Here is a 24,227-nt window from a genome sequence, read left to right as displayed (position 1 = left end):
TTCTGCGAGAGGCAGGAGCGAAAGGCGAAATCCGTCTCGTCAACCAGTTGTTCGGCCTTGCAGCCTGAACGACCCGTTCGACTGGATTCGTTGTGACCGTTCCAAGTTAATGCAACGGAGCCCCCCATAGCACCGCCTGGTGTGTCCTCGCGCTTTCTGGCTGCCTGTTTGGGCGCAGTCTCGGAGGCACGATCAAGTCATGTTCAAGAGATTGCTGGCGGCCAGAATGCTTTCGCGGCAGCAGGGGAGGCGAGGGCCGGTCCAGATTGAGCAGCGGACCTTTACATAGTCGTCCTCGTCGCTTGAATTCGGGCCGCGAGTGAATTCAATCCGTGTACAATCCGATCCATGCAACACAGCGCGCAAATATGGCACGCTCTCAATCAAAGTGGACATTCGCCTGATCGCGACGTCACTCGAGGATGGCTCGCCGGCGCTCAGCTGGCTGCTGCGAGTGGAAGTCAGCAATCAGGAACTTCGATTGCCGACATAGATCGCGAAGGAGGAAACCAACGTCCACGCAATGATGGTATAAACGCTCAGACGCTCCCAAATCCCGTTCGCAAACAGGATTGAGCGGGCAAGGCTGATATTTGCCATCAGCATGATGAAGCTGGCTCCTCCGAAAACTCCCAAAGCAAGGCTGATGATTTGGTACGATCTCGAGGTCGTGATTGGATCGCCACGAAGCCCCGCGACCATTGCCATGGTGTTTCCGCCAAGGATCGCCAGGAGGGCCCCGAGCGTGTGAATGCCTATCAGGCCTGCTGCCGCCGAGGACGGGTTGGTCGGGACGAGGCCAACGAGCACAATGCCCACACTGTGGAGCAGTGCCAAAATCAATAACAGAGTGCGCCCGCGCGCAACCAACGTGGGACGCAGGATCAAGAAGCTGCCAATCAGGAGCAACACGCCACGAGCGATGAACCCGAAATTCATCACCGCGTGCAGTGGAGAGCTCACGAAGCGTCCCATGAAATCGCCGACGTCAGGGACGCCGAGGTCGCTGATGTAATTGCGTGCATAGCTATAGCCAGGGAAGGCTGATGCAGCTATGGCTTCGCAAGCCAAGTAGAGGAGCGAGCTCACCAGCCACGCAGTCGCTCCCAATAGAGCCGACGATCGATCTAGCTTGGGTGTGAACTCTCGATTGTCGTCAAACATCTTGCGAATCGTTCCTTACCTCGGTGTGACGGGGTCGCTCCTACAAAAGTGCTAAATCCGCAACGGGCGCTGAGCGGATCGACACCTCATCCCGCTGATCCTCAATCATGAGCTTGGTGATCCAAGCGGGCCAGTTCTCGCGTCAGTCCGATCTCGCCGCGACGCATGACCCAGTGGTGATTGGCGGCAAAGAACGGGCGGAGCACAGGTGTCAGCCACCGCATCCACGGCTTGGTCACCTCAACACACCAGGCGTAGGTCATCTCGACAAAGGCACCTCTCTGGCGCAGTTCCCAAATCCCTTCGCCAGCGAGATCGCCGGACGCCCGCACCACCAGATGCTCCGGCCGGCGGGCCTCGATCACCTCCAGCCGCCAGCGGAGAGGATAGGGGATCCGGCCACGGGTCAGAATGTCGAGCACGCGACCGCGTCCCTCCGGATCTCCGGGGGATATCTCGCGCACCTCCCGATAGGCCTCAGGCCACCAGCGGGCGATCTCAGGGCCGCCGAGGCAGTCGAATGCAGCCTCGATGTCGCCCGGCACCCGCCAGTGCGACACCAATACGAAGGCTGATCCGGGAGGTTGAGCCATCAGCGCTGATCTCCACTCAAACGCATCGAAGGCGACGCGGTGGCGGCATGCAAAGCCTGGTAGGCCCGCATCAGCCGATCGGCGATCGTCTGCCAGTCGCCTTCCTCGATTCCATCGGCGCGAGCATCCCGTAGGTTCATGGCCTCGGCGCGCAGCCGGGCATAGGCAGCCAGTGAGTCTGGGTCGATCTCGTAGACATACGCCGTCGCAGCCGCGATCAGTGGCGCATAGCCTGCGACCCCGACATTCTCCCGCCGAGCCTGCCACCAGTCCAGCTCCAGTCGCGCCGCCTCAACGGGATCGAAGCGGGCGTGGGTCGCCTGCCGGATCACGGTAAAGTGGTCGATGAGGGTCGGAAGGGCAGCCATGGATTCAGCACGGGATTGCGACGGCTGAAACCGCCGGGCGGCCTGCATCGCCGACAGGCCGGAGCGCAGACTATCGGCCAGTGAGAAGCCGTACTGGGTTCGATTGAACAGAACGAGTTTCGTGGCCAGCGTCGCGTATCGATGATCGTAGTAGGCGCGCCAGAGTTCCGCCTCTGCCGTTCCAACAGCGATCGGATCGAACCGGCGCAGATCCGGTTGGCCCTGCGGTCCCGCGACAGTGATCAATCCACCGAGAGCGAGGATCCCGGTGATGAAGACAACCCATATCCGGCGCGGCACCAGGGGCATGGCGGTTCTCCTCACAGGCCGCTGAACCAGTTGTAGCCATACGTCTCCCAGTAGCCGCCCGTGTAATCATTGCCGATCTCGATCTCGACGATGTGCTTGGGGTTCTTGAACCCGAGCTTGGTCGGCACCCGCAGTTTCATCGGGAAGCCGTACTTCCGTGGCAGCACCGCATCATCGAGCCAGAAAGTGAGCTGGGTCTGCGGATGCAGCGCGGTGGCCATGTCGAGGCTAGTGGCATAGCCATCCGCGCAGCGGAAGGTCACGTAGCGGGCTCGCGTGTCGGCGCCGATGCGGGTGAGAAACTCCGCAAACCGCACGCCGCTCCACTTGCCGATTGCGCTCCAGCCCTCGATGCAGATGTGGCGCGTCACCTGCGTGACACGGGGCAGGGCGTAAAGCTGCCGCAAGGTCCAGGGCTCCGCGTTCTCCACGCGTCCGACGAGTTCGAGCATATACGACTCGGGATCGACCTCTGGCGACTGGTCTTCCGGGTAAAAGGCGTTGAACGGGAAGGGACGCGTGATGGCGCTGTCCGGGTATTCGCGTGCGAGCTGGTGCGGGTCGAACAACCAGGCCTGGACACGATCGTTGAAGTCGGACATGCGCCCCAGCGCGGCTTCAGCAGAAAAGCCGTCGACGACATCACAGCCTGTCAGCAGGGTGAGGCTGCCCAAGCCGGCCGCCTGCTTCAGGAACAGCCGCCGGGTTGGCAGGTCGAGGCGGCGGGCGCTCTCCTTCACGATGGCGGTGGTATCGGGGTGAGGTTTTGATCGCCCTGGAAATGGCATGGCGGAGCCTCGGGGTTAGCGGCCGCGGACCATGGCCACGAGGCTGCGCGGGACGAGCAGCGCCATGGTCACATGAACAATAAGGAAGAGCACGATCGCGCCCATTGCCAGGAAATGGATGAGGCGGGCTGTGTCGAAGTCACCGAGGAGGGTCGTGAGCGCGCCGAACTGGACCGGCTTCCAGATCGCAAGGCCGGACAGCACCGCGAGACCGGTGGTCACGATGATACCGCTGTACAACAACCGCTGGACAGCGTTGTACGACGCCAGGTCCGCATGGCTCAAACGCCCCGACAGGGCAGACTGGAGATCCTCCCAAACAGCCCGCGGGCGGATCGGCCAGAGCCTGCGATACAGCCGGCCCGAGGCCAACCCATACGCAAGATACACAAGGCCGTTGACGACCAGCACCCACATCGCGGCGAAGTGCCATTGTGTGGCGCCGCCGAGCCATCCTCCCAGAGTCAGCGACGAGGGAATGTTGAAAGGCAGGATCGGATGGGCGTTGTGGATCTCCCAGCCGCTCATGATCATGATCACCATGGCAGCGGCATTGATCCAGTGCGTAGTGCGGATCAGAAGCGGATGAATGATCGGGCGTGAGGCGGGCATGTTGAATCCTCCCACGATAGGGAAACGGGCCGCGGACTGGCTGTAGAGTCCGCGGCCGCCGGCACTCAGCTCGGAAGCAGAACCGTATCGACGACGTGGATCACGCCGTTCGATTGTAGGACATTGGGGATCGTGATCACGGCCTGATCCCCCTTGCGATCGGTGACGACGAGCCGGTTGCGGCCGGACTGCTTGATCGTAAGCTGCTCGCCATTCGCTGTCGTCAGCATCGCCTGCCCCTCGCCGCGTGCCACCAGCGCCATCAGATCCTGCGCGGTGTAGCGCCCGGGCACGACATGGTAGGTGAGAATCCCGGTCAGCATGGACTTGTTTTCCGGCTTGACGAGTGTCTCGACGGTCCCCTTCGGCAGCTTGTTAAAAGCTTTGTTGGTCGGCGCGAACACCGTGAATGGACCAGGCCCCTGGAGCGTCTCGACGAGCCCTGCGGCCTTCACGGCCGCCACCAATGTGGTGTGGTCCTTCGAGTTGACGGCGTTCTCAACAATGGTCCGTGACGGATACATCGGCGCCCCGCCGACCGTGACGCTCTTCTCCGAGGGCATCTTCGACTGCGCGAAAGCGGACATAGGCTGAGCGAGGCCGACACAAACAAGGGTAGCAAGAGCAATATGAATCTTCATGATTATCGTCTCCCACGGGTGGTGAATGGGCCAGCCACAGCCGGGCGGCGCCCCTGGAAGCCGGACCCATCCGGCTTCTGGGATGGGTACCCACGGGCCTGCCCGGCGGATGCAGCCGACAGGATCGGGAGGTTCACGAGGTCGTGAGGGGAGTGGATAGGTCAGAACTGTCGATCGTCGCATCTGCAACGCCGGATCTAACGATCCTGCCTACAGCGCCGATGTGGCAATGCCCTTCATCAGCACCGGCCCGGTCGGCTGGCCCGTCGGCGAGCCACCGGATGGCTCCAGGCTGATGGCAAACAGCTGATCCGGTGCCACCCGCGGCAGCTGATCGAGGCGAAGGCGGATCGCTCGGGCCTGATTCAGGACCCCAATTGAGACCGGTGGAGCCGTCGCCCCATGTGCGAACGACCAGAGCTCGAGCGAGCGGTCCGGCGGGATCGTGACGCCTTCCAGGGGAACGAGTTCCGCCTGCCCGTCGGCAAACGCATTGAGAATGGCCGCTGGGCGGCTGTCGTTGGTGAGGAGAACGGCCACATAGACCGGGGTCGGCGGGGCACGGGAGATGTCCATCGCAAGGCCAACGGCCAGGAGCAGGGATGCGAAGGCACCAGCCAGGCCGGTGACGCGCCAAAAGGCAAGACTACGCCACAGCTCGGTGAAGGTCGCGCGGGAACGAACCAGCTCCGCAGGTCTGGACTGAGGGGCTGCCGGCGTTGGCTGATCGAGGTCAGCCTCGATACGGTGCCAGAGCGCTTCACCGCTGGTGATGGCGGGTGCCTGATCGTCGAGTTCCAGGAAACGGTCACGCCACTGTGCCACAGCCTGTTGGAAAGCTCGGTCGCGCCGCAGCAGCTCTTCCGCCTCGGCAGCTTCAGCCCCGTCGAGGAGGCCCAGCACGTGCTCGGCCGCAAGCCGGTCGCGTTCATCACGGGTCATTCCAAACAGTCCCTCAACACGAGCAGAGAACGCCGAATCCAGGACTTCGCCGTGCCAATCGGCACGGCGAGGCGCCTGGCCAGTTCCCGGTGGCTCAGTCCCTCCGTGTAGGCGAGTACGATGGCTTGGCGGCGAACCGGTTCGAGACGCTCCAGACAGCGCCGCAGGGCGCTCGTCTCGGACAGGCGGATGACGAGCGCCTCCGCGTCTTCCTCCTCGCTCGGCAGGGCCACGGGTTCGTCATCCTCCGCAAACTCCATGCGATCCTCATCGCGAAGGATGTTCAACGCCCGATGCCGGAGGATGGCATAAAGCCAACTGCGCGCTCGGCCGCGGGCCGGATCGAAACTGACGGCCCGGCGCCAGATCTGGACGAAGGCATCGTGGACCGCTTCTTCAGCCAGAGCCCGCCGGCGCAACAGGCGGAGCGCCACGCCGAGCATGCGGGCGGCTTCGGTCTCATAGATCTGGCGCAAGGCGCTCTGATCGCCCTGAGCGCACTGTCTGAGGGCTTCGTCGAGATCGATCGACGCTGGTACGGTTTCCGGTGATGGGGCCCGCACGTTCCTCCTCCCGCATACGTCATTCCGTCCTGCGACGCATGCCCATTATACACGATACCCCGGTGGTGACCTGCCGGATGCACAGCTTGAGTGCGATTGCAGGGAGCGAACATCTGGGAATCCCGGCAGCAGTGTCGAATGGGCCTGCAGCCTGTGCGAGGGTCAGCGCATCTGCTTGCTGACCAGACGATCCGGCAATCCGCGCAGAATTTTTCGGCCTTGGGACTGCATCCGGGGCACAAGGCTCCGGGTAATGGCCTCTGAGCCATGCCGTTGATCTGTGATCCATTTCACAGTCTGGGTCACGGGGAAGGGCCTACAACGGAATGATCAGGCCATATGACCGCCGAAAGCATGAGACCAGACCATGCGCCGCTTTGCACGTTCCCAAATCAGAACACCCCGCCGCCCGCTCGGCCACGCTGTCGTTCTCGGCGGCAGCATCGCCGGACTCCTTGCTGCCCGCGTTCTCTCGGACCATTTCGCCCAGGTGACCGTCATCGAGCGGGATGCCACGGGGCAAGGTCCGGAGCCGCGGAAGGGTGTTCCGCAAGGCAATCACCTCCACGCTCTGTTGGCGCGCGGGAGAATGATTGCCGACGACCTGCTGCCGGGTCTCTCCGACGAACTCTTAGAATCTGGTGCCGTCCGCCTCAATGCCGGACGCGACTTTGCCTGGTATTACGCGGGCGGTTGGCGGATGCGGCACGACAGTGATCTGTTCTTTCTCTCGACGAGCCGTCCGCTTCTCGAAAGCCAGATCGACAGGCGGGTTCGCGCTCTGCCGAATGTCACGATCATGAATGGCGTCCGCGTCATCGGTCTGCGAGGAGATAAGGGCAACCGTGTCGCGGGAGTTCGCCTGGCCGAGCCGGGCCGCTCAGCACAGGGTCATGAGATTGAAGCGGATCTTGTGGTCGACGCGACAGGGCGCGGCAGCGCCACACCGCAATGGCTGAACGAACTGGGTTTCGTCGTGCCTGCAACCGAACTCGTCGGGGCTCGCGTGGCCTATGCCACCCGGACTTTCCGTCGCAACAATGACCGACCCGATTGGGGTGCGTTAGTCATCACGGGCAAGCCATCCCCACGCAGCGGTCTCATCTTTCCGATCGAAGGCGACCGATGGCTCGTGACCCTGCCGGGCTTCTCCAATGAGCCGATGCCCCAGGATCATGAGGCTTTCCTCGCCTATGCGCGCTCGCTGGCCGTGCCGGACCTGTTCGAGACGATCCGCCAGTGCGAGCCCCTGTCGCAGATCAAACACTTCCGCTTCGCCGGCAGCCTGCGGCATCGCTATGAGCAGCTTGCGCATTGTCCAGAAGGGCTGATCGTTCTTGGCGACGCCGTCTGCAGCTTCAATCCCGTCTATGGCCAGGGCATGACGGTAGCGGCCATCGAGGCTGAAGCTCTCGGCCGGATGCTCGCGCAGGCCAAGGCCGCAGATGGTCTGGAGTCGGCCTTTGCCCGACGCTGGTTCCAGACGATCAAACCCATCATCGATGCGGCCTGGCGGGGTGTGCTGATCGAGGACTTCCGGCTCCCGGAGCTGGCGGACCAGCGACCACTGCATCTGCGTCCGATGCAGTGGTACATGGAGCGGGTCCAACGGGCCACGCACCGCAGCGCCTTCGTGACCAACCAGTTCTACCGGGTCATGAACTTCCTGGATCCGCCCGCACGACTGTTCAGCCCCCGGATGCTCTCTGAGGTCATGCTTACAGCCTTCCGCAACTCGCCCGGCAACACTTCGTCGCGGGATACGCCGCCCCACCATGTGCTCCAGGCCGGCAAGGCAGGCTGAACAACGAGGAGGTGACCATGCCCAGGATCGCATATTGCTGCTGTGGGACTCTCCGGGCCGCAGTCGCCGGTGAGCCGCCACTTGTTGCGGCCTGCCATTACGAGCAATGCCAGCGTCGGACGGGATCGGCCTTCGGCATCAGCGCCTATTTCCCGGCCGAGCAGATTCGCATCGACGGTGCGAGCAAGATCTTTTCCCGTGCGGGTCAGGAAGGGCGGAAGATCGATGGTCATTTCTGCCCCACATGTGGCACGACGCTCTATTGGGAGGCGGAGTTCATGCCGGGCCATATCGGGATTGCGGTGGGAACGTTCTCCGATCCATGCTTTCCCGCGCCGACGATCTCGGCTTGGGAGCAAAGCAAACACCCTTGGGTCCACTTCGATCACAAGGCCCTCCATCTGCAGGGGCAACGCCCACCGCTCGGCCTTCCGTTCGGGCTTGCGCGCTACTCATGCGGTCCATCGGCCGGATTGCCCTGAGCCGGTGGGTTCTCCTTACCCTGTTGCAGTGGATGTCGGCCCGGCATCAGCGTTCTGGCACGGCGTAGAAGAGAGCTGGCCTCGGCAACGTCGGCAAGGGTGGAAATATCGGTCTGCCGCACGTTGGCTGTCGCCAATCGTCCTTCGCACTGAGGGCCACAAGCCGGGTGGTGTGTGGTCAAAGCGCATTGAGGACTGGAACGGCTGGGGCCTCGATATCCTCTGCCCTGGAGGAACTCTTTAACACTCAATACCGCTTCACGAGGCTCAGGTGGCAAAGGGACTGGCTGTAAAAGACTCCAGGCTCAGCGTGCCGTGTTAGAGCTTGGATGTTCCCACCGGGTAGATCCCACCTAACCTCCCATCAGAGATTGGAGCGAGATAGTCAATTGCCGCAAGAAGCGTCACGAGAGCGACAATGACAATCCCATTGGCAATGACGAGGATTGAAAGCCCATCCATAATATGCCCCAAATCAAAAATCCATTTGTTGTCTAAGGTTTGAGACAATTCTTGTCTCTTCGGCAGGTTACATCAACCGCCCCGAGGAGCTACCCCTTTGTCGTTAGGTGCTGCAGTTGGGGAAACCTCGATCAGCGGGATGTCCGCTAGGTCTTTGAGCCTTCATCTGGCCAAGTGGAGCGTGCGAGACGCATCAGGTCATACGGATAATCAGAGCCTCTCTTGAGTGCCTGGACAGCCTGATGGAGCGGGGGCTGCTCTTGGTTTTCAGGCGTCTTCCGCATCACCCTGCGGATCATTTCTTTGATATGCTTGGCAACCTGATCGTCCATGTGCGTCATGAGACACTCTCCCGGGACCACCCAAGCTCACCAGCAATCTTGACCGGAATGTGCTTCACTTGAGATTCTTTGGGACAGTCAGCAAGGTTGTCTCGGAAGTGTTGGATACCCGACAGACAACACGAGCTTGGCTGTGTACGTATGGCATACCGGTTCCCTCGCACGCGAGTGCCCATGTACACGAGCCGGCCCTTAAAGCGCCCTTTGCAGCAACGGGCGCTTTCTTTTTGTCGTGGCAAGACCAGTATTACGCCCCAGTGGCACGAGGATGCCCATTGCGGCGCATCATTGCAACGGCGGCTCCTGCACTGGGTTGGTGTGCCGCAACACGTCGCGAACTTCGTCTCATACGGCCGCTGCTAGGCGCAGGAGTAGTTTCATGGTTGAATGAATGCTCCAGTGCGCTCAATGGGTCGCCTGCCTCCTTGGGAGGTCTGCATGAAGCGTCGCGACTTTGTCCGCTGCTTGGGCACGCTCGCCCTCACGATGGGTTCTTCAGGATCAAGGGGACGACCATCAGCCAAGGTGTTTCGCGTCGGCACGCTCAGTCCGGGCATCCCGATGACCGAGAGCGTCTACGGTCCAGCGCTGGTCCGCGGCCTCGCCCAGCATGGCTACGTGCTCGGGCGCAATCTGATCATCGAGACCCGAGCGGCCGAGGGGCATCTCGAGCGCCTACCCGGGTTAATTCACGATCTCATCACGAACAGGGTCGACGTGATCGTCGTACAGGGCTATCCGCCCGCCCTCGCGGCCAAGCAGATCGGCACCCTCCCGACGGTTGTTCTCGGCGGAACCGGCGATCCGGTTGCCACAGGCCTGATCGCGAGCCTCGCCCGGCCCGGAGGCACTATCACCGGCATCTCGGACGTCTCCGTCCAGCTCTCGCCGAAACGCTTGGAACTCCTGAAAGACCTGACGCCGACGCTGCAGCAGGTGGCGATGCTGTGGAACGCCGATGACTTGGGCATGACGCTCCGGGTCCGGGAGTCCGAACAGGCCGCGAAGGCGCTCGACCTCAGCGTACAGGCCCTCGGTGTGCGCGAGCCGAATGACTTCGCTGCAGCGTTTGCGGCCATGATCCGCCAGATGCCCGACGGCATCCTCATGGTGAGTGACTCTCTCACCCTTCTGAACCGGCGCCGGGTGTTCGAGTTCTCGGCCGCTCACCGCCTGCCGGCCATCTACGAATTCGAGTCTCTCGTCCGTGATGGCGGACTGATGTTGTACGGACCAGACCAAAGCGGAAGCGCTGAGCGTGGGGCAGCGTTGGTGGACCGCATTCTCAGGGGCGCAAGTCCGGCCGAGTTGCCGTTCGAGAATCCGACCCGCTTCACCCTCGCGATCAATTTGAAGACGGCGAAGAGTCTCGGGATCACCGTGCCGCCAACGCTGCTGGTGCAGGCTGACGTACTGATCGAATAAGGCATCCGTCACTCAGCAAGAACTCGCTGGCCAGGCATTTGCTCGATGGCCCAGCCCGGCTCTCATCGATGGTACCGTTATGACGATCGACATTGACCGGCTGACCGAGGCCGTGCTGATCGATCTCCACCACCGCATCGTCGAGCGCCTGCGCTTGCTCGACCAGATGCGCGCTCATGTGGAGATGCTGGAGTTCAAGATCGGGGACCGGGTCAGCTTCCAGCCTCCCGGCCAGGGTCAGCTCGAGGGCATGCTGACGCGCTACAACACGAGGACCGTGACGGTGATCACCGACACCGGGCAGAGGTGGAACGTCTCGCCCGCCGTCCTCAGCAGGGGCAAGCCAGCCAAGGGCACCAACACAGCTGGATCCAACGTGGTTCCGCTGAATAAGCGCTGACGCGGCTCGGGTGTGCGCGGATTGACAGTGGTGATGGCATGGGATCACCATCTGCCGTGGGGGCTCGCCAGGAGGTTTGGCGGCCATGGATCATTTCGACCCTATCCTGAACTGGAAGCTGAAGCAGGGCTCACACACCTTTCCCGGCCAGGACGGCGGCACCTGCATCAACGAGGCGGCCATTGTGGCAGCCGGCTTCCCGTACCAGCCCGTGCGCTCGGTCGAGGACATGCCGGGGTGCTTCTCACGGCCGATCTGCCGCTTGGCCATGCAGCTGAACGACGGGGCCTCCGATGAGGAGCGGCAGCACCTGCGGCCGTTTGTGACCCGCCTGGCCTGTGCCGACACGCCGATGGTGGAGCGCGAGCGCGAAGCGTACATCGCCGTGCGCATGCGCCGGCGGCTGCCGTTCCAAGAGGGCATGAAAGTTCTCGAAGGCGCCTTGGCGATTGGCCGCCAAGCAGAAGTGGGAGCCCCCGAGGAGGTGACGGCCTGGATGGAGGGTGTTCAGCAGCAGGCCGCGACACCCACCTCGGTCGATGAGCATCCGCTGTTCGCCAAGATCCACGGATGGCTCGTCGGGATTGTTTAGGCTTTTGATCCAGAGCGGTCGATCTCGTCCGTTGAAGACCGAGCCATCATGCCGTGACGTGCCCGGCCCGGCACAGATCGGACGATAGAGACGACAGAGTTTCACGACGCTCCTTCGTGTCATTCACCTCCGTTCCTGTATCAATGGATCGGGGAGGGCGATCCGCGACTAGCGCCATCCGGCATCGGAAGAATCGAGAGCCTGCTCGAGTTGGTTTGGCTTGCCATCGTCGTGGTGCTTCTGGGGAGCGTGGATCGTTGTCCCACCGTTCCAAGATCCTACCACGCGGCCGCACCATTCAGCTCAAACGTGATATAATGAAGGGATACAGGGGCTGTAGAACCAGCGTATGTCTAACAGCTTGCCGTGCGAGTTCTCGCTCAATCTAAAGGCAAGGAACAACGAAGGCGAAACTGACGGGGGCATCCAAGAGGAGGAGCTCATGAAAGTCAGTGAAGTCATGACACGGGATGTGCGGCTGATCGAGCCCACCCAGAGCATCCGGGATGCGGCCCGACTCATGGCCGAGATGGATGCCGGCATCATGCCGGTGCGTGAGGGTGATCGGCTGGTCGGCATGATCACCGACCGCGACATCGCAGTCCGGGCCGTTGCCGAGGGCAAGGGGCCGGACATACCGATCCGTGAGGTGATGACGGAAGACGTCAAGTACTGCTTCGAGGACGACGATACCGACGATGTCGCCCGCAACATGGCCGACATCCAGGTTCGCCGCCTGCCGGTGCTCACCCGCGACAAGCGCTTGGTCGGGATCATCTCGCTAGGAGATATGGCGGTGACGGACGAGCCCAGCAAAGCCGGCGCAGCTGTGGCGGGCATTTCACAGCCGGGCGGGCAGCACAGCCAGACTGGTGGACCGCGGACCTGATGTGCCAAATGGGGAGGGGTCATAACGGTGGCCCCTCTCTCGGTAGAGTTCAGCCCAGAAACGAAGGATTGGCCCAGGCAACCCGACCGTTGGGAATTGTGAAAAACCGCCCTCACCCCATTTGCATGGGTGAGGGCGTATCGCCCTTTATGCTGAGATCATATGGACTTGTTCTGCTGCACTCCTCGTCAGATGGGCCTGGCGGCACGCGGCCGATGACATTCCAATTTTTGCCTCGACCACCCGGGCTGGGAGACGCTCATGATCTGGGCTCGCAGGATCATCGATCCAGCCGCATGGAACGAGGTCCAGGATCAGTTCGAAAATCTGTTCATGAAGCTTGGATGTCCGGGCCAGATGATGCTGGTCGCAACCCCCGGCCCTGGCCCTATCACGCTCCTCGCCAGCTTACCCAACCCATACCTTCTGAATGCATTGACGGGATTTGAGCAGATCAGTGACGGCGAGCTCCCAGCCGAAGCCTCGCTTCTTGTCGGCCACAACCACGCCTTCGAGAAGCGCTTCAGGTATCCCAAGTGGAAGGGGGTTTAACTGAGTAAGTGATGCGGGATTCCGTGAGCCCGCTTGAACGCTTTCCGAACACTGCAAAGCGCGTTCTATACTGAGGCTGAAGCGAAACGGGTGGCGTTTATTCCTCACGCGGGGGTTGAACGGTGGGCGCCTCCCGGCCCCGCCCCTTATAGGGGGAGCATAAGGAAGTGTGGAGCGGCTTATGCCGTTGCCCGATGGAACGAGTTTCGTGTCAGAACGAATAGCGATCGGCGACCGTGCCTTCTCCCTTGCCCATGTCCGCCCGCCGATCGACTGCCCACGAAGCCTCATGCTCCCGTCCACCACGGGTGCACCCAAAGTAGACAGGCGGTGCTTGGGCCTCACGGTCTCCCCATTCGACCTTTCTGATCGAGCGGTGGCCTTGGAGGAGCCCGATGTCAGAGGAACAAATTGCTTGGACACAGGCGCTCGAACACAAGCGTATGGAGCTAATTCAAGCCTTAGTGCGGAGAGACTTCACCGAAGCAGATCGGCTTAAGGAGACCATCGAAGAGATGGAGCGCCACGCTCGCAGCCGGGGTTGGCGGCTCAAGGAGCATTGAGGCTCCCACGAGGCTGTCCGGGCGGGACTACCAGCGGCCTCGGCGCTCAAACTCTCTCTTCACGTCGTCCAGGCGTCGGCTCAGGCCCTCGATTGCTTGCGTGACCTCTCGAACATCGTCACGGGTAACCGAAGATGGTTGGCCGGCAGTGGTCATGGGCGATGAACTGACCTCACGTTTCACTTCGGGACAGTCTGGCCATCCGTCACGCTGATAGCGAAGGCTGAGAGTGTCTCCCAGCTTGAAGTAGGTGCATCCCCCCTCCGGATCTCGCCAGATCGATGGAGCCTCCTGCGAGGTTGCCGGCGCGATGCTGAGAAGGCTGGCCATAAGGATAGCGGCTCGCATTGTCACAGCATGAACCGAGGACAAGGACTTGTCTAACAGTCCAATAGACCCTGCTCTCGCGGAATGTTTGATCCAGCATCGGGTCGCGCCAGACCGCAGTCGCGTCGTCCGTGAATCAGACGGTCAGGCTTCCCCCGCTGGCCCAAGCTGGCATCGTACTCGGCCCAGTTCGTCACTCGATGCCGTTGCTTGGGGATGTGGTGACGGCGAGTGGCATTGGCCTTGAAGGGCATGGCGGGATCTTTGCTCAGAAGCCAAACAGGCGTCTACGCTATCCAGCTCCGGTTCCCAACTTGCTCACCCAAGCAACAAGGCGCCACGATGATCAAGCGGATGCACCTCGCGCCGTGGCTTCGGCAGCCCTGACCTTACGCCGGGGCTGGATTGTCAGCCGGAGTGCGGGTCGGAAGGCTGTTCCGAAGCGCCGGCCTTGCCTTGTTTCTGGCCTTCGCCGCCCGCCCCACGACCGCCTTGACCACCTTGAGCGTTCTGAGTGCTCTGGCCTCCCGCACTGCGGCCCTGCACCTGGATGCGACGCGAGCGCTCCTGCCGTCCGGTCTTGGGCAGGGTTACCGTGAGCACCCCATTCTCGAAGCTCGCTTGCACCTGCTCCGGATCCACCGGGAAGGGCAGCCGCAGCGAGCGCTGGAAGGTGCCGTAAGAGCATTCGACGAAGTGGAAGTTCTCCTTGTCGTCCGTGCGCTCGAACTTCTTCTCCCCCCGGATCGTGAGCACATCGTCATCGAGGCTGATGTCAATGTCCTGCTCGGTGACGCCGGGCAGTTCCGCCGTGATGCGGATCTCCTTCTCCGTCTCCGACACGTTCATACTGGCGTTGACGAAGTTGCCGACGCCTTGGCCCGGTGTCCCAGCGGCGGGCAAGCCAGCACCGCGGAAGACATCATCGAACAGGCGGTTCATCTCGCGATGGAGCGAGAGAAAGGGATCACCGGGGAACATTCCGCCACCGGGACGGAAGGGGGTCATGGGATTGCGTGCCATTGTGCGTTCCTCCTCGTTCAACGTACGATCCTCGGCGAGTGGTGGGTCCGCCCGGAAGGGCAACACAACTCGGACTGGACGGCGTTGGAGCCAAAGCACTCGCCATTGGAGCAAATTATATTCCGGTATCAATCCGTCTGAAATCCGGATTGGACCAATGATGGATGGGCAGAAGCATTGGCGTTGCTTGGGCCCGGCAGTCTTCCCCGTTCTCTTCAAGTTGGGAGGAATGAGGATTTCGGTGACTCGGTGGACCGCGGCAACAGCCGCGGGCGAGAGACTCTTATCCGCAACGAAGACCTGTTACGATGCCGGCGCGGTCTAGCTCGATGTTCAGCCGGTCGGCGTAGAGGTCGGTTGTGTAGGCGCCCCCCGGCTCGACCTTTTGGACCTCGCGAGCCCCGGCTGTCCGGCGGGCCCTCCCGGGGTCAGCGCAAGATGCGGCATTATCAACCAAACACAGCTACTTTCGAAACGAGGTCGATCCCACCGGCTTTCGTTCGGCGCATCTCGCGTCCAATGGCGAAGCGGAACACGGATGGAAGCTGCAAGGCAGGTGGTATTCGCGCCCACAGGGTCTTCGTGATCTGGCGCCCCTTGCGATTACGGCGGGGTGCTTCGCCTGTGACAACCCGTTGCGACCAGCGAAAGCCGATCTCGTTGAAGTAGAGATCCGCGAGATGCGGGCTGATGTGGTGGAACACGCCCGAGACGGTGCGACGGATCCGGTCATTGAAGCCTTCCGCCGAGTTGATGTGCACCGGACCGCGGGCATATTCGCGAGCCTTATGATGGACGGTATCGTGGGCTGCAAACGCGCTACCCAATGAGACGAAGGCTTTCCATTCATCGCTCATCAGATGCGCGCTGGGCTCGACAGCCTCGGTGAGAACCCGATCCGCTTCAGACTCGGACAGATCCTCGATGACTGCTGCCCGAACCTCACCTGATGACGCACCGACGCTCACATCCGGTGGCCTTTGCACGGCCACAAGCGCCGGTGTTTTTAAGGTCTTCGGCTGGCCTTTGCGGCCGCGGCCCGGTGGGGAATAGTCCGGATCCCGTCGCGGCTTACCGCCCAGATAAAGGCCGTCGATTTCGACCACGCCATCCAGAGCCTGCTCGCGTCCGACCATCAGACGGAGAGCATGGCCTATGCGCCAGGCTGTCGGCTGGCTGACACCGAGCGCTTCCGCCAAGCGGATCGAGGAGATGCCCTTGACGCCCTTCTAAATGTCAAGCGGTGATACGAGCCTGGTTGATCTCCTTTCGCCGCTGAGTGATCAGGGTGAACACCTCACGAGCGATGTACCGTTTCAAGCACCGGATGACCTCAAGCTTGGCATGGCCTTCAGCGACGCGCTTCGCCATGTAGGCCTTGGTTCGCGGGTCGGTCCGGAGCCGCCCGATGGCGATGATGTGCAAGGCACTGTTGGCGGCTCGATCACCACCCCTGTTGAGGCGATGGCGCGTCGTCTTGCCGGACGAAGCAGGAACCGGGCTTACGCCACATAACGCGGCGAAGCTCGCTTCAGAATGCAGACGCTCCGGGTTATCCCCGGCCGTCAGGAGCAGCTGCGCAGCACCGCCCTGACCGATCGAGTTCCGCGCCACCAGATTGGGGGCGAGTTTATCGACAATCGCGCCGATCATGGCGTCCAGGTCAGCAATCTCGTCGTGCAGTTCGAGATATCGGCAACCTAGCGACTTGAGACTGATCCTGTAGGCTGAGATGACGTTGCGATAATCTGTCAGATCCGGCCGCCAGGCCGCCAAGGTCCTGACCAGTTGCATGCGGGTCATCTTGCGCAAGGCGTCCCGAAGTTCGTCGGGGGCGCAGATGATCGTGTTGTGGATCATCTGCAGCGCGACGCGGCGGGCAGCGACTGCCGTCTTTCGGCAGGCTTTGAGGACCCGGAGGGACTCGATCATCCCGTCACGGGTTTTGGGTGTGACGGTGCGCTTGCCAGCAAAGGCCGCATGAGCTGCGTTCTGAGCATCCAGATCATCGTTCTTTCCACGCTTGCGACGGTCATGTTTATCCGGGGTCGTGACCTCCAGAACCTCGACACCGGCACTCTGCATGTAACGCAGGAGCCCGGCGCCGTACGTACCTGTGGCCTCAACGCCGATGCACCGGAGCTGTCCGAAGGACCGCATCCAGGCGAGCATCTGCCGATATCCTTGTCGTGTTGTCGCGAAGCACTGGGTCCCGAGAACACGGTCCTGTTCATCGACGACAGCGGCGACATGAAGATCTTTATGCGTATCGACGCCGCCTACGACGAGACGCGATACAACCTCCTGACCACCTTCCATACCGGCTCTCCTGGCTCAACCGTGGATCAACGGTTCACCAAGACCGCATGCCTGGACAGGACAGTAACGCGACAGGACGTCAGGCCCTTCTCGGGTCACATGCATCGGTGAGGCAAACCCCACCGCAAGGCTCCCGGGCGGCCGACAGGTCAAGGGAAAGACACGGATCGTGGTCGATCTGAGTGCGGGTCAGGCCACGCCGGGACACCTCGCGGCGCCAGCCACCCTAAACGGTCGATCGCTGTGAGGGTCAGGCCGCCCAGGAACACTGGCCAAGGCATACTTACTGTCCGACTGCAGCATCAGCCAGAGGCCGGACAGCCAGACCCGAAGAGGAAGCTTCGTCGCATGCAGGGGCGTGCGGGTCGTGACGGTGAACTGGAACCGGCAGGTGCCGCTCGAGCACTGATAGAGCCCAGGCCGAGCTCGCCTCCCATTCTCCCGGCCGGTCAGTCCGATGGAGCGGCAATAGCCGCAGGCGGGACAAATCCGTCCCTTGGGCCACACCATCGCCTCGAGCAAGCGCCGGCAGTGATCCTCGTCCTGGAACGCTCTGACCATGTCCCGCACTGTGGTGATCCGCGCCAGCGCCTCGCGGACAGACAACTCCATGCTGACTTCCCGATCCGATCATCAGTCACGGGATCAGAATCTCACGCAAAGGCTTAGCTGCAAAGGAAAAGCTGCGTTTGGTTGATAATGCCGGCGTATAATCAGGAACAGATCTTGCGCTGGCCCCCAAGCGGCGCAACGTAGCGGTCGCGCCGATCCAGGAGCGGGTCGGGAGTGCCGGAACGAACCCAGGTGCGGAATATCTCGTCCGTCTCAATCGTGCGCTGTTCATGTGAGGCCTTCACAATCCTCTATGGACGATTGCGCTCGACAGGTGGCATCCCGCGCTCACGCCATCTGAGGTCGGGGCATGAAATGCCCGACCCCGCGATCTGAGGGCTTGCCGATATCACGCATTGGGTTGGAATCGGATCGCTCGAGGCAAGGAGAGTCACCGACCGTGTGACCATCACACGGCGGCAATGAAACGACTGACCGCGCGTTCCAGCTCATGGTTGGCTTCACGTAACTTCTTCCGCCTGTCATCGAGCCAGTTTCCTCCTTTAAGCAGGGAGTTTGCCTCGTCCTCTTGAAGAGACAAAATCTGGTCGGGATGGACACTCCCGGTCGAAACACGGCTTCGTACGAAGGTGTCAACGTCGAACGCACCACAGACGGTTTCGTCATCAAGGTTCGGCGGCAGCAACTTCAGTTCATTGGCAGCTTCGTCCAGCAAGGAGCTCGTCAGCTCGGCCCGTTGAAGGTTTCTCATCGTTGCTATCCGGACGAGCCGAGCGACGATGTTGTGCGCCTCACGGAAGGAAACATCGCGCCGCCTGACAATCTCATCTGCCAAGTCAGTAGCTGTCGACCAATTTGCGGCCGACAACTGCTTCATGCGGGCTTTATCGACACGCAGCGTCCGGATCGCAGCCGACATCAGTGCCAGGGATCCCGAGGCGGCGACGAAGGCCCGATCCAGGAGCGGAAGCTCGCGCATCACGACATCGCCCGTGCCTTCTGCCCGGAAAGTGGCGAGGGCTGTGGAAAGCCAGGTCACGGCTTCTCCGGCCGCGAACTTGACCGCCTCGAGGGCCGTGGGGTTCTTCTTCTGGGGAAAGATGCTGCTCGTGCCGCACAATTCATCCGCGGTTTCGACGAAGCCGAACTCATAGCTGGACCAGAGGTGCAGATCGGTTGCCAGATCGTTGAGGGTCGACATCAAGAGCGATAGACCCGACGCAACTTCGGCCGCATAGTAGGCCTCCCGCACGAGCCTGGAATTCTTGACCAACCCGTCGAACCCAAGAAGCTCGGTCGTCCGGCTGCGATCGATTGGCCAGGAGGTACCCGATAGGCCCGCACCGCCCAGAGGATTGAGGTTCAGGCGTCCATACGATGCCGCCAATCTGTCGAAATCGTCCCCGAGCTTGTTGCTGAAGCCAAGGAGGTACTGCCCGAACACTCCGGGATGGGCATGCTGGAGACAGGTATATCCCGGCATGATGGTTTCATGGTGCCTGCCAGCCAGGTCCAGCAGATCGGCCCGGAGCTTGCCGATGCCGTCCATCACGCCGAGGAGCTCCGAACGCTTGTACAGGCGCCGGGCCGTCGGCCCCTGATCCAATCTGCTCCGGCCGATGTGCATCCGTCCTCCGGTATGCTCGCCGATGCGTGAGATCAGGTAACGCTCGATCTGGAACAGCAGACTGCCATGCGTTGGATCCATGGGGATCCCCTCCGGACCGAGGTATTCGATTTCCTTTAAGGTCTCCAGGATGCTGCGGGTCTGAGAGCCTGTCAGAATCTCCCGCTCGCCCAGCATGACCGTATGAGCGAGATCGACCTTGATGAAATAAGGGAACTGGCGCTTTTCCCGCTCGAGATGCGGTGCCTCGAAGAAGGACAGCAGCTCCTTTGCGGGTAAGGCATCGAGGCGTGCCTCTGGGCGGTCTCCCGCGGAAACATGAGCATTTTGCATGTGGTGATCCGATTGCGTGTGAGAGTGGCTCGACCGGATCACGACCAAGGCTCGATCGCGAGACGCTCGATCGCCTCCGGATTGAGGGTCAAGCCAAGGCCTGGTCTGTCGGGAACCGTGATGAAGCCATCCTTGGGCTCCGGGCGATCGAGGTAGAGTTCCGCCCAGAGTGGATCCCGATGAGGATCAGGATAGCATTCCACATAGGTGGGATTCGAGATCCCTGCCATCATGTGCATGCTGATGTGGGGCTCGCCGACCTGACCCATTCGGATGTCCGGGAAGGACGCGGCACCTGCGAGCTTCACCCAACCCGTGATGCCGCCACCGCGATTGTAGGTCACGTTGATGACATCGACGGCTTCCGACTGGATCAGATGATAGGCATCGAAGACCGATACCTCGGATTGACCGGCTCCGATCCGCATCCCCGTCTTCCATCTCACCTCACGCAAGGCTCTTACGAAGTTGCGCGGACGGGTCGGCTCTTCGAGCCATGCGATATCATGGGGTTCAATGAGCCGAGCGAACCGCACGGCTTCATCCGGGGTCCAGGCCATGTTGGAGTCCGCGACGATCGCGAACCCGGATCCTGCTTCATCCCGTGCGATCCGAACTCGCTCGGCATCCTCCTCGATGGACAAGGCGCCGACCTTGAACTTGATCCCTGCGAGGCCCTGTTCCCGATAGTTGCGGATCTCGCGCCTGATGCCGTCCTCGTGGCGGCTTGTCTCGTAGTAGCCCCCGATGCCGATCACCGGCACCCTTGCGCTCACTCCACCGAGGAGACGCCAGACAGGCAGACCCGTGATCTGGCCCTTGAGATCCCAAAGAGCGGCGTCAACGGTGGCGATCGCCATCATGAGCGATGCACGGTCGACGTAGGCCTTGTCATGATCAAGCATCCGCTGCCACAGCCACTCGCCGCGAAGGGGATCCGCGCCGACGAGCAGGTCTCTGAACGCACCGCGAACAAGGGATTTCAGATAGGAACTGTATCCGGACTCATTGCCGACGCAGACTATGCTTTCCAAGCCTTGGTCCGTCGTCACGCGGCACAGCAAGGCGGTGCGCGCCGCAAGGGTGTAGGTCCCTCCGCTGAACGCGGAGGGCAGGTCGGCCTTGATCTGGCGCAACTGGACATTCGTGATCTTCAAGTTCGAAACTCCCTCAGCCCCGCAGAAGCCACTCGTTGAACTTCTTGTCGGACTGCGCCTTGTTCCTGCCCCAGAAGGCGTCGTTGACCCGGGTGGTCTGCTTGAGGTTTTCAGGGAAGGTCGGCAGTTGGACCGCGATCTTCTGGTCGATGAACTTGTACGCCTCCGGATTGGACGGGCCGTTGGGCAGCTTGGTCGTGAAGGCCGCCTGCCGATCCGCGCGTGCGCAGAACTTGACGAACTGGCGGGCAAGGTCGGCCTTGGGTGCGCCCTTCGGTATGCACCAGCCGGTGGCGCTGTAGAAGCCGCCGTTCCATGTGATCGCCACCGGTGCACCTGCCTCTGCGGCGGCTTGCGCCCTTGCGTTGAAGGTCGGGCAGATGTCGACCTCGCCGTTTTGCAGGAGCTGGGCACTCTGCGCGGCGGAGTCCCACCAGACCTTCACTTGAGGCTTGATCTCGTCCAGCTTCTTGAACGCCCGGTCCCAACCACCGGGAGCTTCGAGGACCTTGTAGATCTCCGCGCCGCCCGGGACGCCATCTGCCCGCAAGGCGATCTCGATCATGTCGCGGGCTAGCCGTCGCATGGCCCTACGTCCGGCGAATTTGTTCACGTCCCAGATGTCAGCGAAAGACGTCAGGGGCTCCTTGAACCTGTCGGTGCGATAGGCGAGCACGAATGTCACGACGCTGTCCGCGAAGTAAAATTCATTCTTCATGTCGGTTGGGATCGCCGCCATGTCCGGGCCCGTCAGGTCGAGCGGCTCCACCAGCTTCGAGGCGACGAGCAGGTCGGCAACGTCCGAATTGATGCCTCCGCTCACGTCCCAGTTGTAGTTGTTCGTCTCCACCTGTGCCTTGAATTCGGCGGATGGGTTCGATCGCCGCACCACCGGGATGATGGTGATGCCCGTCTCCTTCTTGAACGGCTCGTAGTAAGCCTCGGTCCAGGCAGTCGTGTACACGCCCCGGGGTCCGATACGGTCAACGTCTGTGCGGCTTCACTGCGTTGCCAGATGGCAGGCATCATGATCCCGGCCGTGCCCACGGATAACGACTTGAGCATGGTCCGGCGGGTGATGCGATCCTTGACGAACATTGTATTCCCTCTCTTGTTCTGGGGTTGGAACTCAATCTGGTCAGTAGGCCTTCTTCCGGCGCCCGATCATTTCGCCACAGATGATGACGACGGTCACGAAGGCCAGGATCAGCGTCGAAACGGCGGCAAGGGTCGGGCTGACGTTCAGGAGGGCATCGGCCCACATCTGCCGAGGCAGGGTCGTCGACGTGCCACCGCTGATGAACAGCGCGACGGTCAGCTCGTCGAAGGATTTGACGAAGGAAAACAGGAAGGCTGTGATCATGCCTGTCCGGATGATCGGCAGGGTCACTCGCCTGAAGGTCGTGAGCTGGGTCGCCCCGAGGGTCCACGCCGCGTGGTCGAGGCGGATGTCGTAGTTCCTCAGCACCGCCATGATCGTCACGATGGCATAGGGAAGCGAGAAGATCGTGTGGCCGAGGATCAAGCCGAACGAGGTTCCAACCAATCCGATCCTTGCGAAGGCATAGAAGAGCGCGAGGGCGACGATGATGTGCGGCATCACCATCGGCATGAGGATGAAGGCCATCACCAGGGACTTGGCGGGGATCTTCTGCCGGGACAGAGCGAATGCGGCTGGAGTTCCGATGATGACTGACAGGACCGCGGTGCACAGGCCTACCCATACGGACCGGATCATGGCCTGCTGCCAGAGCGGCGATGCGAAGAGGGTTTCATACCATTGCAGCGAAAATCCCCGTGGCGGCCACTCGAAGAACGAGCTCCCCGAGAAGGAAATCGGTACGAGGAAGAACGACGGGGCGGCCAGGAAGATGACGACGGCCATGACTGTCACCCAAAGAATGACACGCCGCCGCTCCATGGCCTGGACCTTGCCCCGCCCTGGGAGCCGGTCGTACAGCTCTCCCGCATAGGCACCGATCCAACCCAAGGCCGCCGTCACGCGGTATCCGAACCTGGCGCTGGCGCGGGTCAGGGATCCGCCTCTCCTGGAATTCGTGGCCTTGATGTCCCCTGTCAGGGCTGACATTCCCAGGACGAGATCGAAGACGTAGAAAACCGCGATCGACGCAACAAGGAGCAGGACGGCAACGGCACCGGCAAACCCCCAGTCGAGCATCTCGTCGATCTGCACCACGATGACCTGGGCCAGCATCGTCTCGCTCGGGCTCCCCAGCAAGGTCGGGGTTACGAAGAAGCCGAGGGACGTGATGAAGACGAGAAGACCTGCTGCCGCAACGCCGGGAAGGGACAGTGGGAAGTAGATCCTCCAGAAGATGTGGGATCCACGGGCGCCCAATGTCGCGGCGGCCCGGTGCAGGTTCCTGTCGATGTTCTGCATCACGGCAAGCATCGTCAGGATGGCAAGTGGCATCATGGCATGGGACATGCCGACGATCACGCTGGCGAAATTGTAAATCAACTCCAAGGGAGCATCCGTCAGCCCGAGGGTCGTCAGGATCTGGTTGAGAAGGCCCTGCCGTCCGAGGATGACGATCCATGCGAAGCTGCGGACCAGCACGCTTGTCCAGAAGGGCATGAGGACCCAGAGGACCAAGCTGCTCCGGGCCCGCCCGGTGGTCGTCGCAAGGAGGTAGGCAACCGGATAGCCCGCAATGAGACAGACGACGGTTGTCCAAAGGGAGATGTTGAACGTGCTTCCCAGGACCCGAAAGTAAAGGCCGCTCTCGAAAAGCCTGAGATAGTGTTCGGAGGATAGCTGCCCGGTGTCGTCGATGATGCTGAGCCTGAGCAGTTGCGACACGGGAATGAGGAAGACCGTCACGAGCAGGACGACAGCCGGGAGGATGCCCCAGCCTCGTACCCATTGATGCAGGCGTTGGGTCAGGCCTGTCGCGGTCCCGGTCATGGCGACACCGCCGCAGCGCGCTGGATGACCACGGTATGTTCCTGGGACCAGCCGAAGCGGACCGCATCCCCGGGCTGGGCTGCGCGGTGGGGGCTCCGGGTCAGGTGCATCGCCCCTATGGGGGTTCCGTCTGACAGCCGACCATAGTACCGCGTCACCGGCCCCACCATGATGCTTTGCTCCAGGATGCCCGGAACCGCATTGTCGCTGGTGTCGTCGTTGGCAAGCAGCCGGATGTGCTCTGGACGTATCATCACGTCCACGGCCTGGCCCACCTTCAGGGAGCCTAGGGCATCGGCCTTGACGCTAGCATCGCCTGGCCCTTTTAATGATCTTCACGGAGGTGGTGTAACATAGGGTGATGTCGATCCTCGTGAGGAGGCGCGCGATGGATGACGACGTTTGGCGGCCGACGCATCTGACATCCGAGCAGATGGAGGAGCGGCGTC

25 protein-coding genes and 3 pseudogenes are annotated in these 24,227 nt (G+C 61.8%); 8 read left to right on the top strand and 20 right to left on the bottom strand.

Annotation, left to right across the window (positions count from 1 at the left end):
• Positions 1-468 precede the first annotated feature (468 nt).
• The 8 genes from ACS5Q1_RS35300 to ACS5Q1_RS35265 all read right to left on the bottom strand — a co-directional run bounded on the left by ACS5Q1_RS35300 (position 469) and on the right by ACS5Q1_RS35265 (position 5,980).
• Positions 469-1,164, bottom strand: coding sequence for a DUF998 domain-containing protein (locus ACS5Q1_RS35300; protein WP_473102605.1), 696 nt, complete (start codon positions 1,162-1,164; stop codon positions 469-471).
• A gap of 101 nt (positions 1,165-1,265) precedes the next feature.
• Entirely contained in the window at positions 1,266-1,757 is a 492-nt protein-coding gene (locus tag ACS5Q1_RS35295) for an SRPBCC family protein (protein WP_473102604.1), read from the bottom strand.
• Positions 1,757-2,434 carry a hypothetical protein gene (locus ACS5Q1_RS35290; protein ID WP_473102603.1) on the bottom strand — a complete coding sequence of 226 codons (678 nt, stop codon included), beginning with the start codon at positions 2,432-2,434 and terminating at the stop codon, positions 1,757-1,759. Before ACS5Q1_RS35290 ends, ACS5Q1_RS35295 begins: the two co-directional genes overlap by 1 nt.
• An 11-nt stretch (positions 2,435-2,445) precedes the next feature.
• The gene (locus ACS5Q1_RS35285; RefSeq protein WP_473102602.1) at positions 2,446-3,222 is read right to left on the bottom strand and encodes a molybdopterin-dependent oxidoreductase; all 777 of its coding nucleotides are present in this window, start codon (positions 3,220-3,222) and stop codon (positions 2,446-2,448) included.
• A 15-nt stretch (positions 3,223-3,237) separates the two neighbouring features.
• Complete coding sequence (locus ACS5Q1_RS35280; protein WP_473102601.1) at positions 3,238-3,834, bottom strand: cytochrome b/b6 domain-containing protein; 597 nt, start codon at positions 3,832-3,834, stop codon at positions 3,238-3,240.
• A 65-nt stretch (positions 3,835-3,899) separates the two neighbouring features.
• Positions 3,900-4,421, bottom strand: a complete 522-nt coding sequence (locus tag ACS5Q1_RS35275) for a fasciclin domain-containing protein (RefSeq protein ID WP_473102607.1) — start codon at positions 4,419-4,421, stop codon at positions 3,900-3,902.
• Between the two features lie 264 nt (positions 4,422-4,685).
• Positions 4,686-5,417, bottom strand: a complete 732-nt coding sequence (locus tag ACS5Q1_RS35270; protein ID WP_473102600.1) for an anti-sigma factor — start codon at positions 5,415-5,417, stop codon at positions 4,686-4,688.
• Positions 5,414-5,980, bottom strand: coding sequence for a sigma-70 family RNA polymerase sigma factor (locus ACS5Q1_RS35265; RefSeq protein ID WP_473102599.1), 567 nt, complete (start codon positions 5,978-5,980; stop codon positions 5,414-5,416). Before ACS5Q1_RS35265 ends, ACS5Q1_RS35270 begins: the two co-directional genes overlap by 4 nt.
• Positions 5,981-6,347: 367 nt before the next feature.
• Between ACS5Q1_RS35265 and ACS5Q1_RS35260 the strand changes: the two genes are divergently transcribed.
• Both ACS5Q1_RS35260 and ACS5Q1_RS35255 read left to right on the top strand, forming a co-directional pair.
• Positions 6,348-7,784: an NAD(P)/FAD-dependent oxidoreductase gene (locus tag ACS5Q1_RS35260; RefSeq protein WP_473102598.1), complete on the top strand. Its 1,437-nt coding sequence runs from the start codon at positions 6,348-6,350 to the stop codon at positions 7,782-7,784.
• A 17-nt stretch (positions 7,785-7,801) separates the two neighbouring features.
• The gene (locus ACS5Q1_RS35255; protein WP_473102597.1) at positions 7,802-8,266 is read left to right on the top strand and encodes a GFA family protein; all 465 of its coding nucleotides are present in this window, start codon (positions 7,802-7,804) and stop codon (positions 8,264-8,266) included.
• A 318-nt stretch (positions 8,267-8,584) separates the two neighbouring features.
• Here ACS5Q1_RS35255 and ACS5Q1_RS35250 read toward each other — a convergent pair whose 3' ends face one another.
• Complete coding sequence (locus ACS5Q1_RS35250; protein WP_473102596.1) at positions 8,585-8,776, bottom strand: hypothetical protein; 192 nt, start codon at positions 8,774-8,776, stop codon at positions 8,585-8,587.
• Between the two features lie 731 nt (positions 8,777-9,507).
• Between ACS5Q1_RS35250 and ACS5Q1_RS35245 the strand changes: the two genes are divergently transcribed.
• From ACS5Q1_RS35245 to ACS5Q1_RS35220, 6 genes are all read left to right on the top strand, one after another.
• On the top strand, positions 9,508-10,494 hold the full coding sequence (locus ACS5Q1_RS35245; protein WP_473102595.1) for an ABC transporter substrate-binding protein: 987 nt from the start codon (positions 9,508-9,510) through the stop codon (positions 10,492-10,494).
• Positions 10,495-10,573: 79 nt separating this feature from the next.
• The gene (locus tag ACS5Q1_RS35240; protein WP_473102594.1) at positions 10,574-10,894 is read left to right on the top strand and encodes a hypothetical protein; all 321 of its coding nucleotides are present in this window, start codon (positions 10,574-10,576) and stop codon (positions 10,892-10,894) included.
• 85 nt (positions 10,895-10,979) lie between these two features.
• A complete protein-coding gene (locus ACS5Q1_RS35235; protein ID WP_473102593.1) occupies positions 10,980-11,486 on the top strand; it encodes a hypothetical protein in 507 nt (168 codons plus the stop codon).
• 442 nt (positions 11,487-11,928) lie between these two features.
• On the top strand, positions 11,929-12,375 hold the full coding sequence (locus ACS5Q1_RS35230) for a CBS domain-containing protein (protein ID WP_473102592.1): 447 nt from the start codon (positions 11,929-11,931) through the stop codon (positions 12,373-12,375).
• Positions 12,376-12,636: 261 nt separating this feature from the next.
• Positions 12,637-12,927 (top strand): hypothetical protein, encoded by a 291-nt coding sequence (locus ACS5Q1_RS35225; RefSeq protein WP_473102591.1) that lies wholly within the window; start codon positions 12,637-12,639, stop codon positions 12,925-12,927.
• A 395-nt stretch (positions 12,928-13,322) separates the two neighbouring features.
• Positions 13,323-13,490 carry a hypothetical protein gene (locus ACS5Q1_RS35220; protein WP_473102590.1) on the top strand — a complete coding sequence of 56 codons (168 nt, stop codon included), beginning with the start codon at positions 13,323-13,325 and terminating at the stop codon, positions 13,488-13,490.
• 479 nt (positions 13,491-13,969) lie between these two features.
• Here the strand turns inward: ACS5Q1_RS35220 and ACS5Q1_RS35215 are convergent.
• The 11 genes and pseudogenes from ACS5Q1_RS35215 to ACS5Q1_RS35165 form a co-directional block, all read right to left on the bottom strand.
• Positions 13,970-14,071 (bottom strand): annotated as a pseudogene (locus ACS5Q1_RS35215) (IS5/IS1182 family transposase); the annotation flags it as partial.
• Positions 14,072-14,225: 154 nt separating this feature from the next.
• Positions 14,226-14,840 (bottom strand): Hsp20/alpha crystallin family protein, encoded by a 615-nt coding sequence (locus tag ACS5Q1_RS35210; RefSeq protein ID WP_473102589.1) that lies wholly within the window; start codon positions 14,838-14,840, stop codon positions 14,226-14,228.
• Between the two features lie 283 nt (positions 14,841-15,123).
• Entirely contained in the window at positions 15,124-15,297 is a 174-nt protein-coding gene (locus ACS5Q1_RS35205) for an I78 family peptidase inhibitor (RefSeq protein ID WP_473102588.1), read from the bottom strand.
• Positions 15,290-16,060 (bottom strand): annotated as a pseudogene (locus ACS5Q1_RS35200) (IS1595 family transposase); the annotation flags it as partial. The pseudogene ACS5Q1_RS35200 and the gene ACS5Q1_RS35205, both read right to left, overlap by 8 nt.
• A gap of 16 nt (positions 16,061-16,076) precedes the next feature.
• On the bottom strand, positions 16,077-17,159 hold the full coding sequence (locus ACS5Q1_RS35195) for an IS110 family RNA-guided transposase (protein ID WP_473102587.1): 1,083 nt from the start codon (positions 17,157-17,159) through the stop codon (positions 16,077-16,079).
• Between the two features lie 246 nt (positions 17,160-17,405).
• A pseudogene (locus ACS5Q1_RS35190) lies at positions 17,406-17,771 on the bottom strand (transposase); the annotation flags it as partial.
• Positions 17,772-18,180: 409 nt separating this feature from the next.
• Positions 18,181-19,692, bottom strand: a complete 1,512-nt coding sequence (gene argH / locus ACS5Q1_RS35185; protein ID WP_473102586.1) for an argininosuccinate lyase — start codon at positions 19,690-19,692, stop codon at positions 18,181-18,183.
• 38 nt (positions 19,693-19,730) lie between these two features.
• Positions 19,731-20,849 carry a mandelate racemase/muconate lactonizing enzyme family protein gene (locus ACS5Q1_RS35180; RefSeq protein ID WP_473102585.1) on the bottom strand — a complete coding sequence of 373 codons (1,119 nt, stop codon included), beginning with the start codon at positions 20,847-20,849 and terminating at the stop codon, positions 19,731-19,733.
• A 13-nt stretch (positions 20,850-20,862) separates the two neighbouring features.
• Positions 20,863-21,813: an ABC transporter substrate-binding protein gene (locus ACS5Q1_RS35175; RefSeq protein WP_473102584.1), complete on the bottom strand. Its 951-nt coding sequence runs from the start codon at positions 21,811-21,813 to the stop codon at positions 20,863-20,865.
• 174 nt (positions 21,814-21,987) lie between these two features.
• Positions 21,988-23,778, bottom strand: coding sequence for an ABC transporter permease subunit (locus ACS5Q1_RS35170; RefSeq protein WP_473102583.1), 1,791 nt, complete (start codon positions 23,776-23,778; stop codon positions 21,988-21,990).
• Positions 23,775-24,032 (bottom strand): TOBE domain-containing protein, encoded by a 258-nt coding sequence (locus ACS5Q1_RS35165; protein WP_473102606.1) that lies wholly within the window; start codon positions 24,030-24,032, stop codon positions 23,775-23,777. Before ACS5Q1_RS35165 ends, ACS5Q1_RS35170 begins: the two co-directional genes overlap by 4 nt.
• Between the last annotated feature and the right edge of the window lie 195 nt (positions 24,033-24,227).

Source organism: Microvirga sp. GN3 (genome assembly GCF_055792825.1).
The sequence above is the reverse complement of the archived record's forward strand: the minus strand, read 5'-3'. Positions and strand labels throughout refer to the sequence as shown.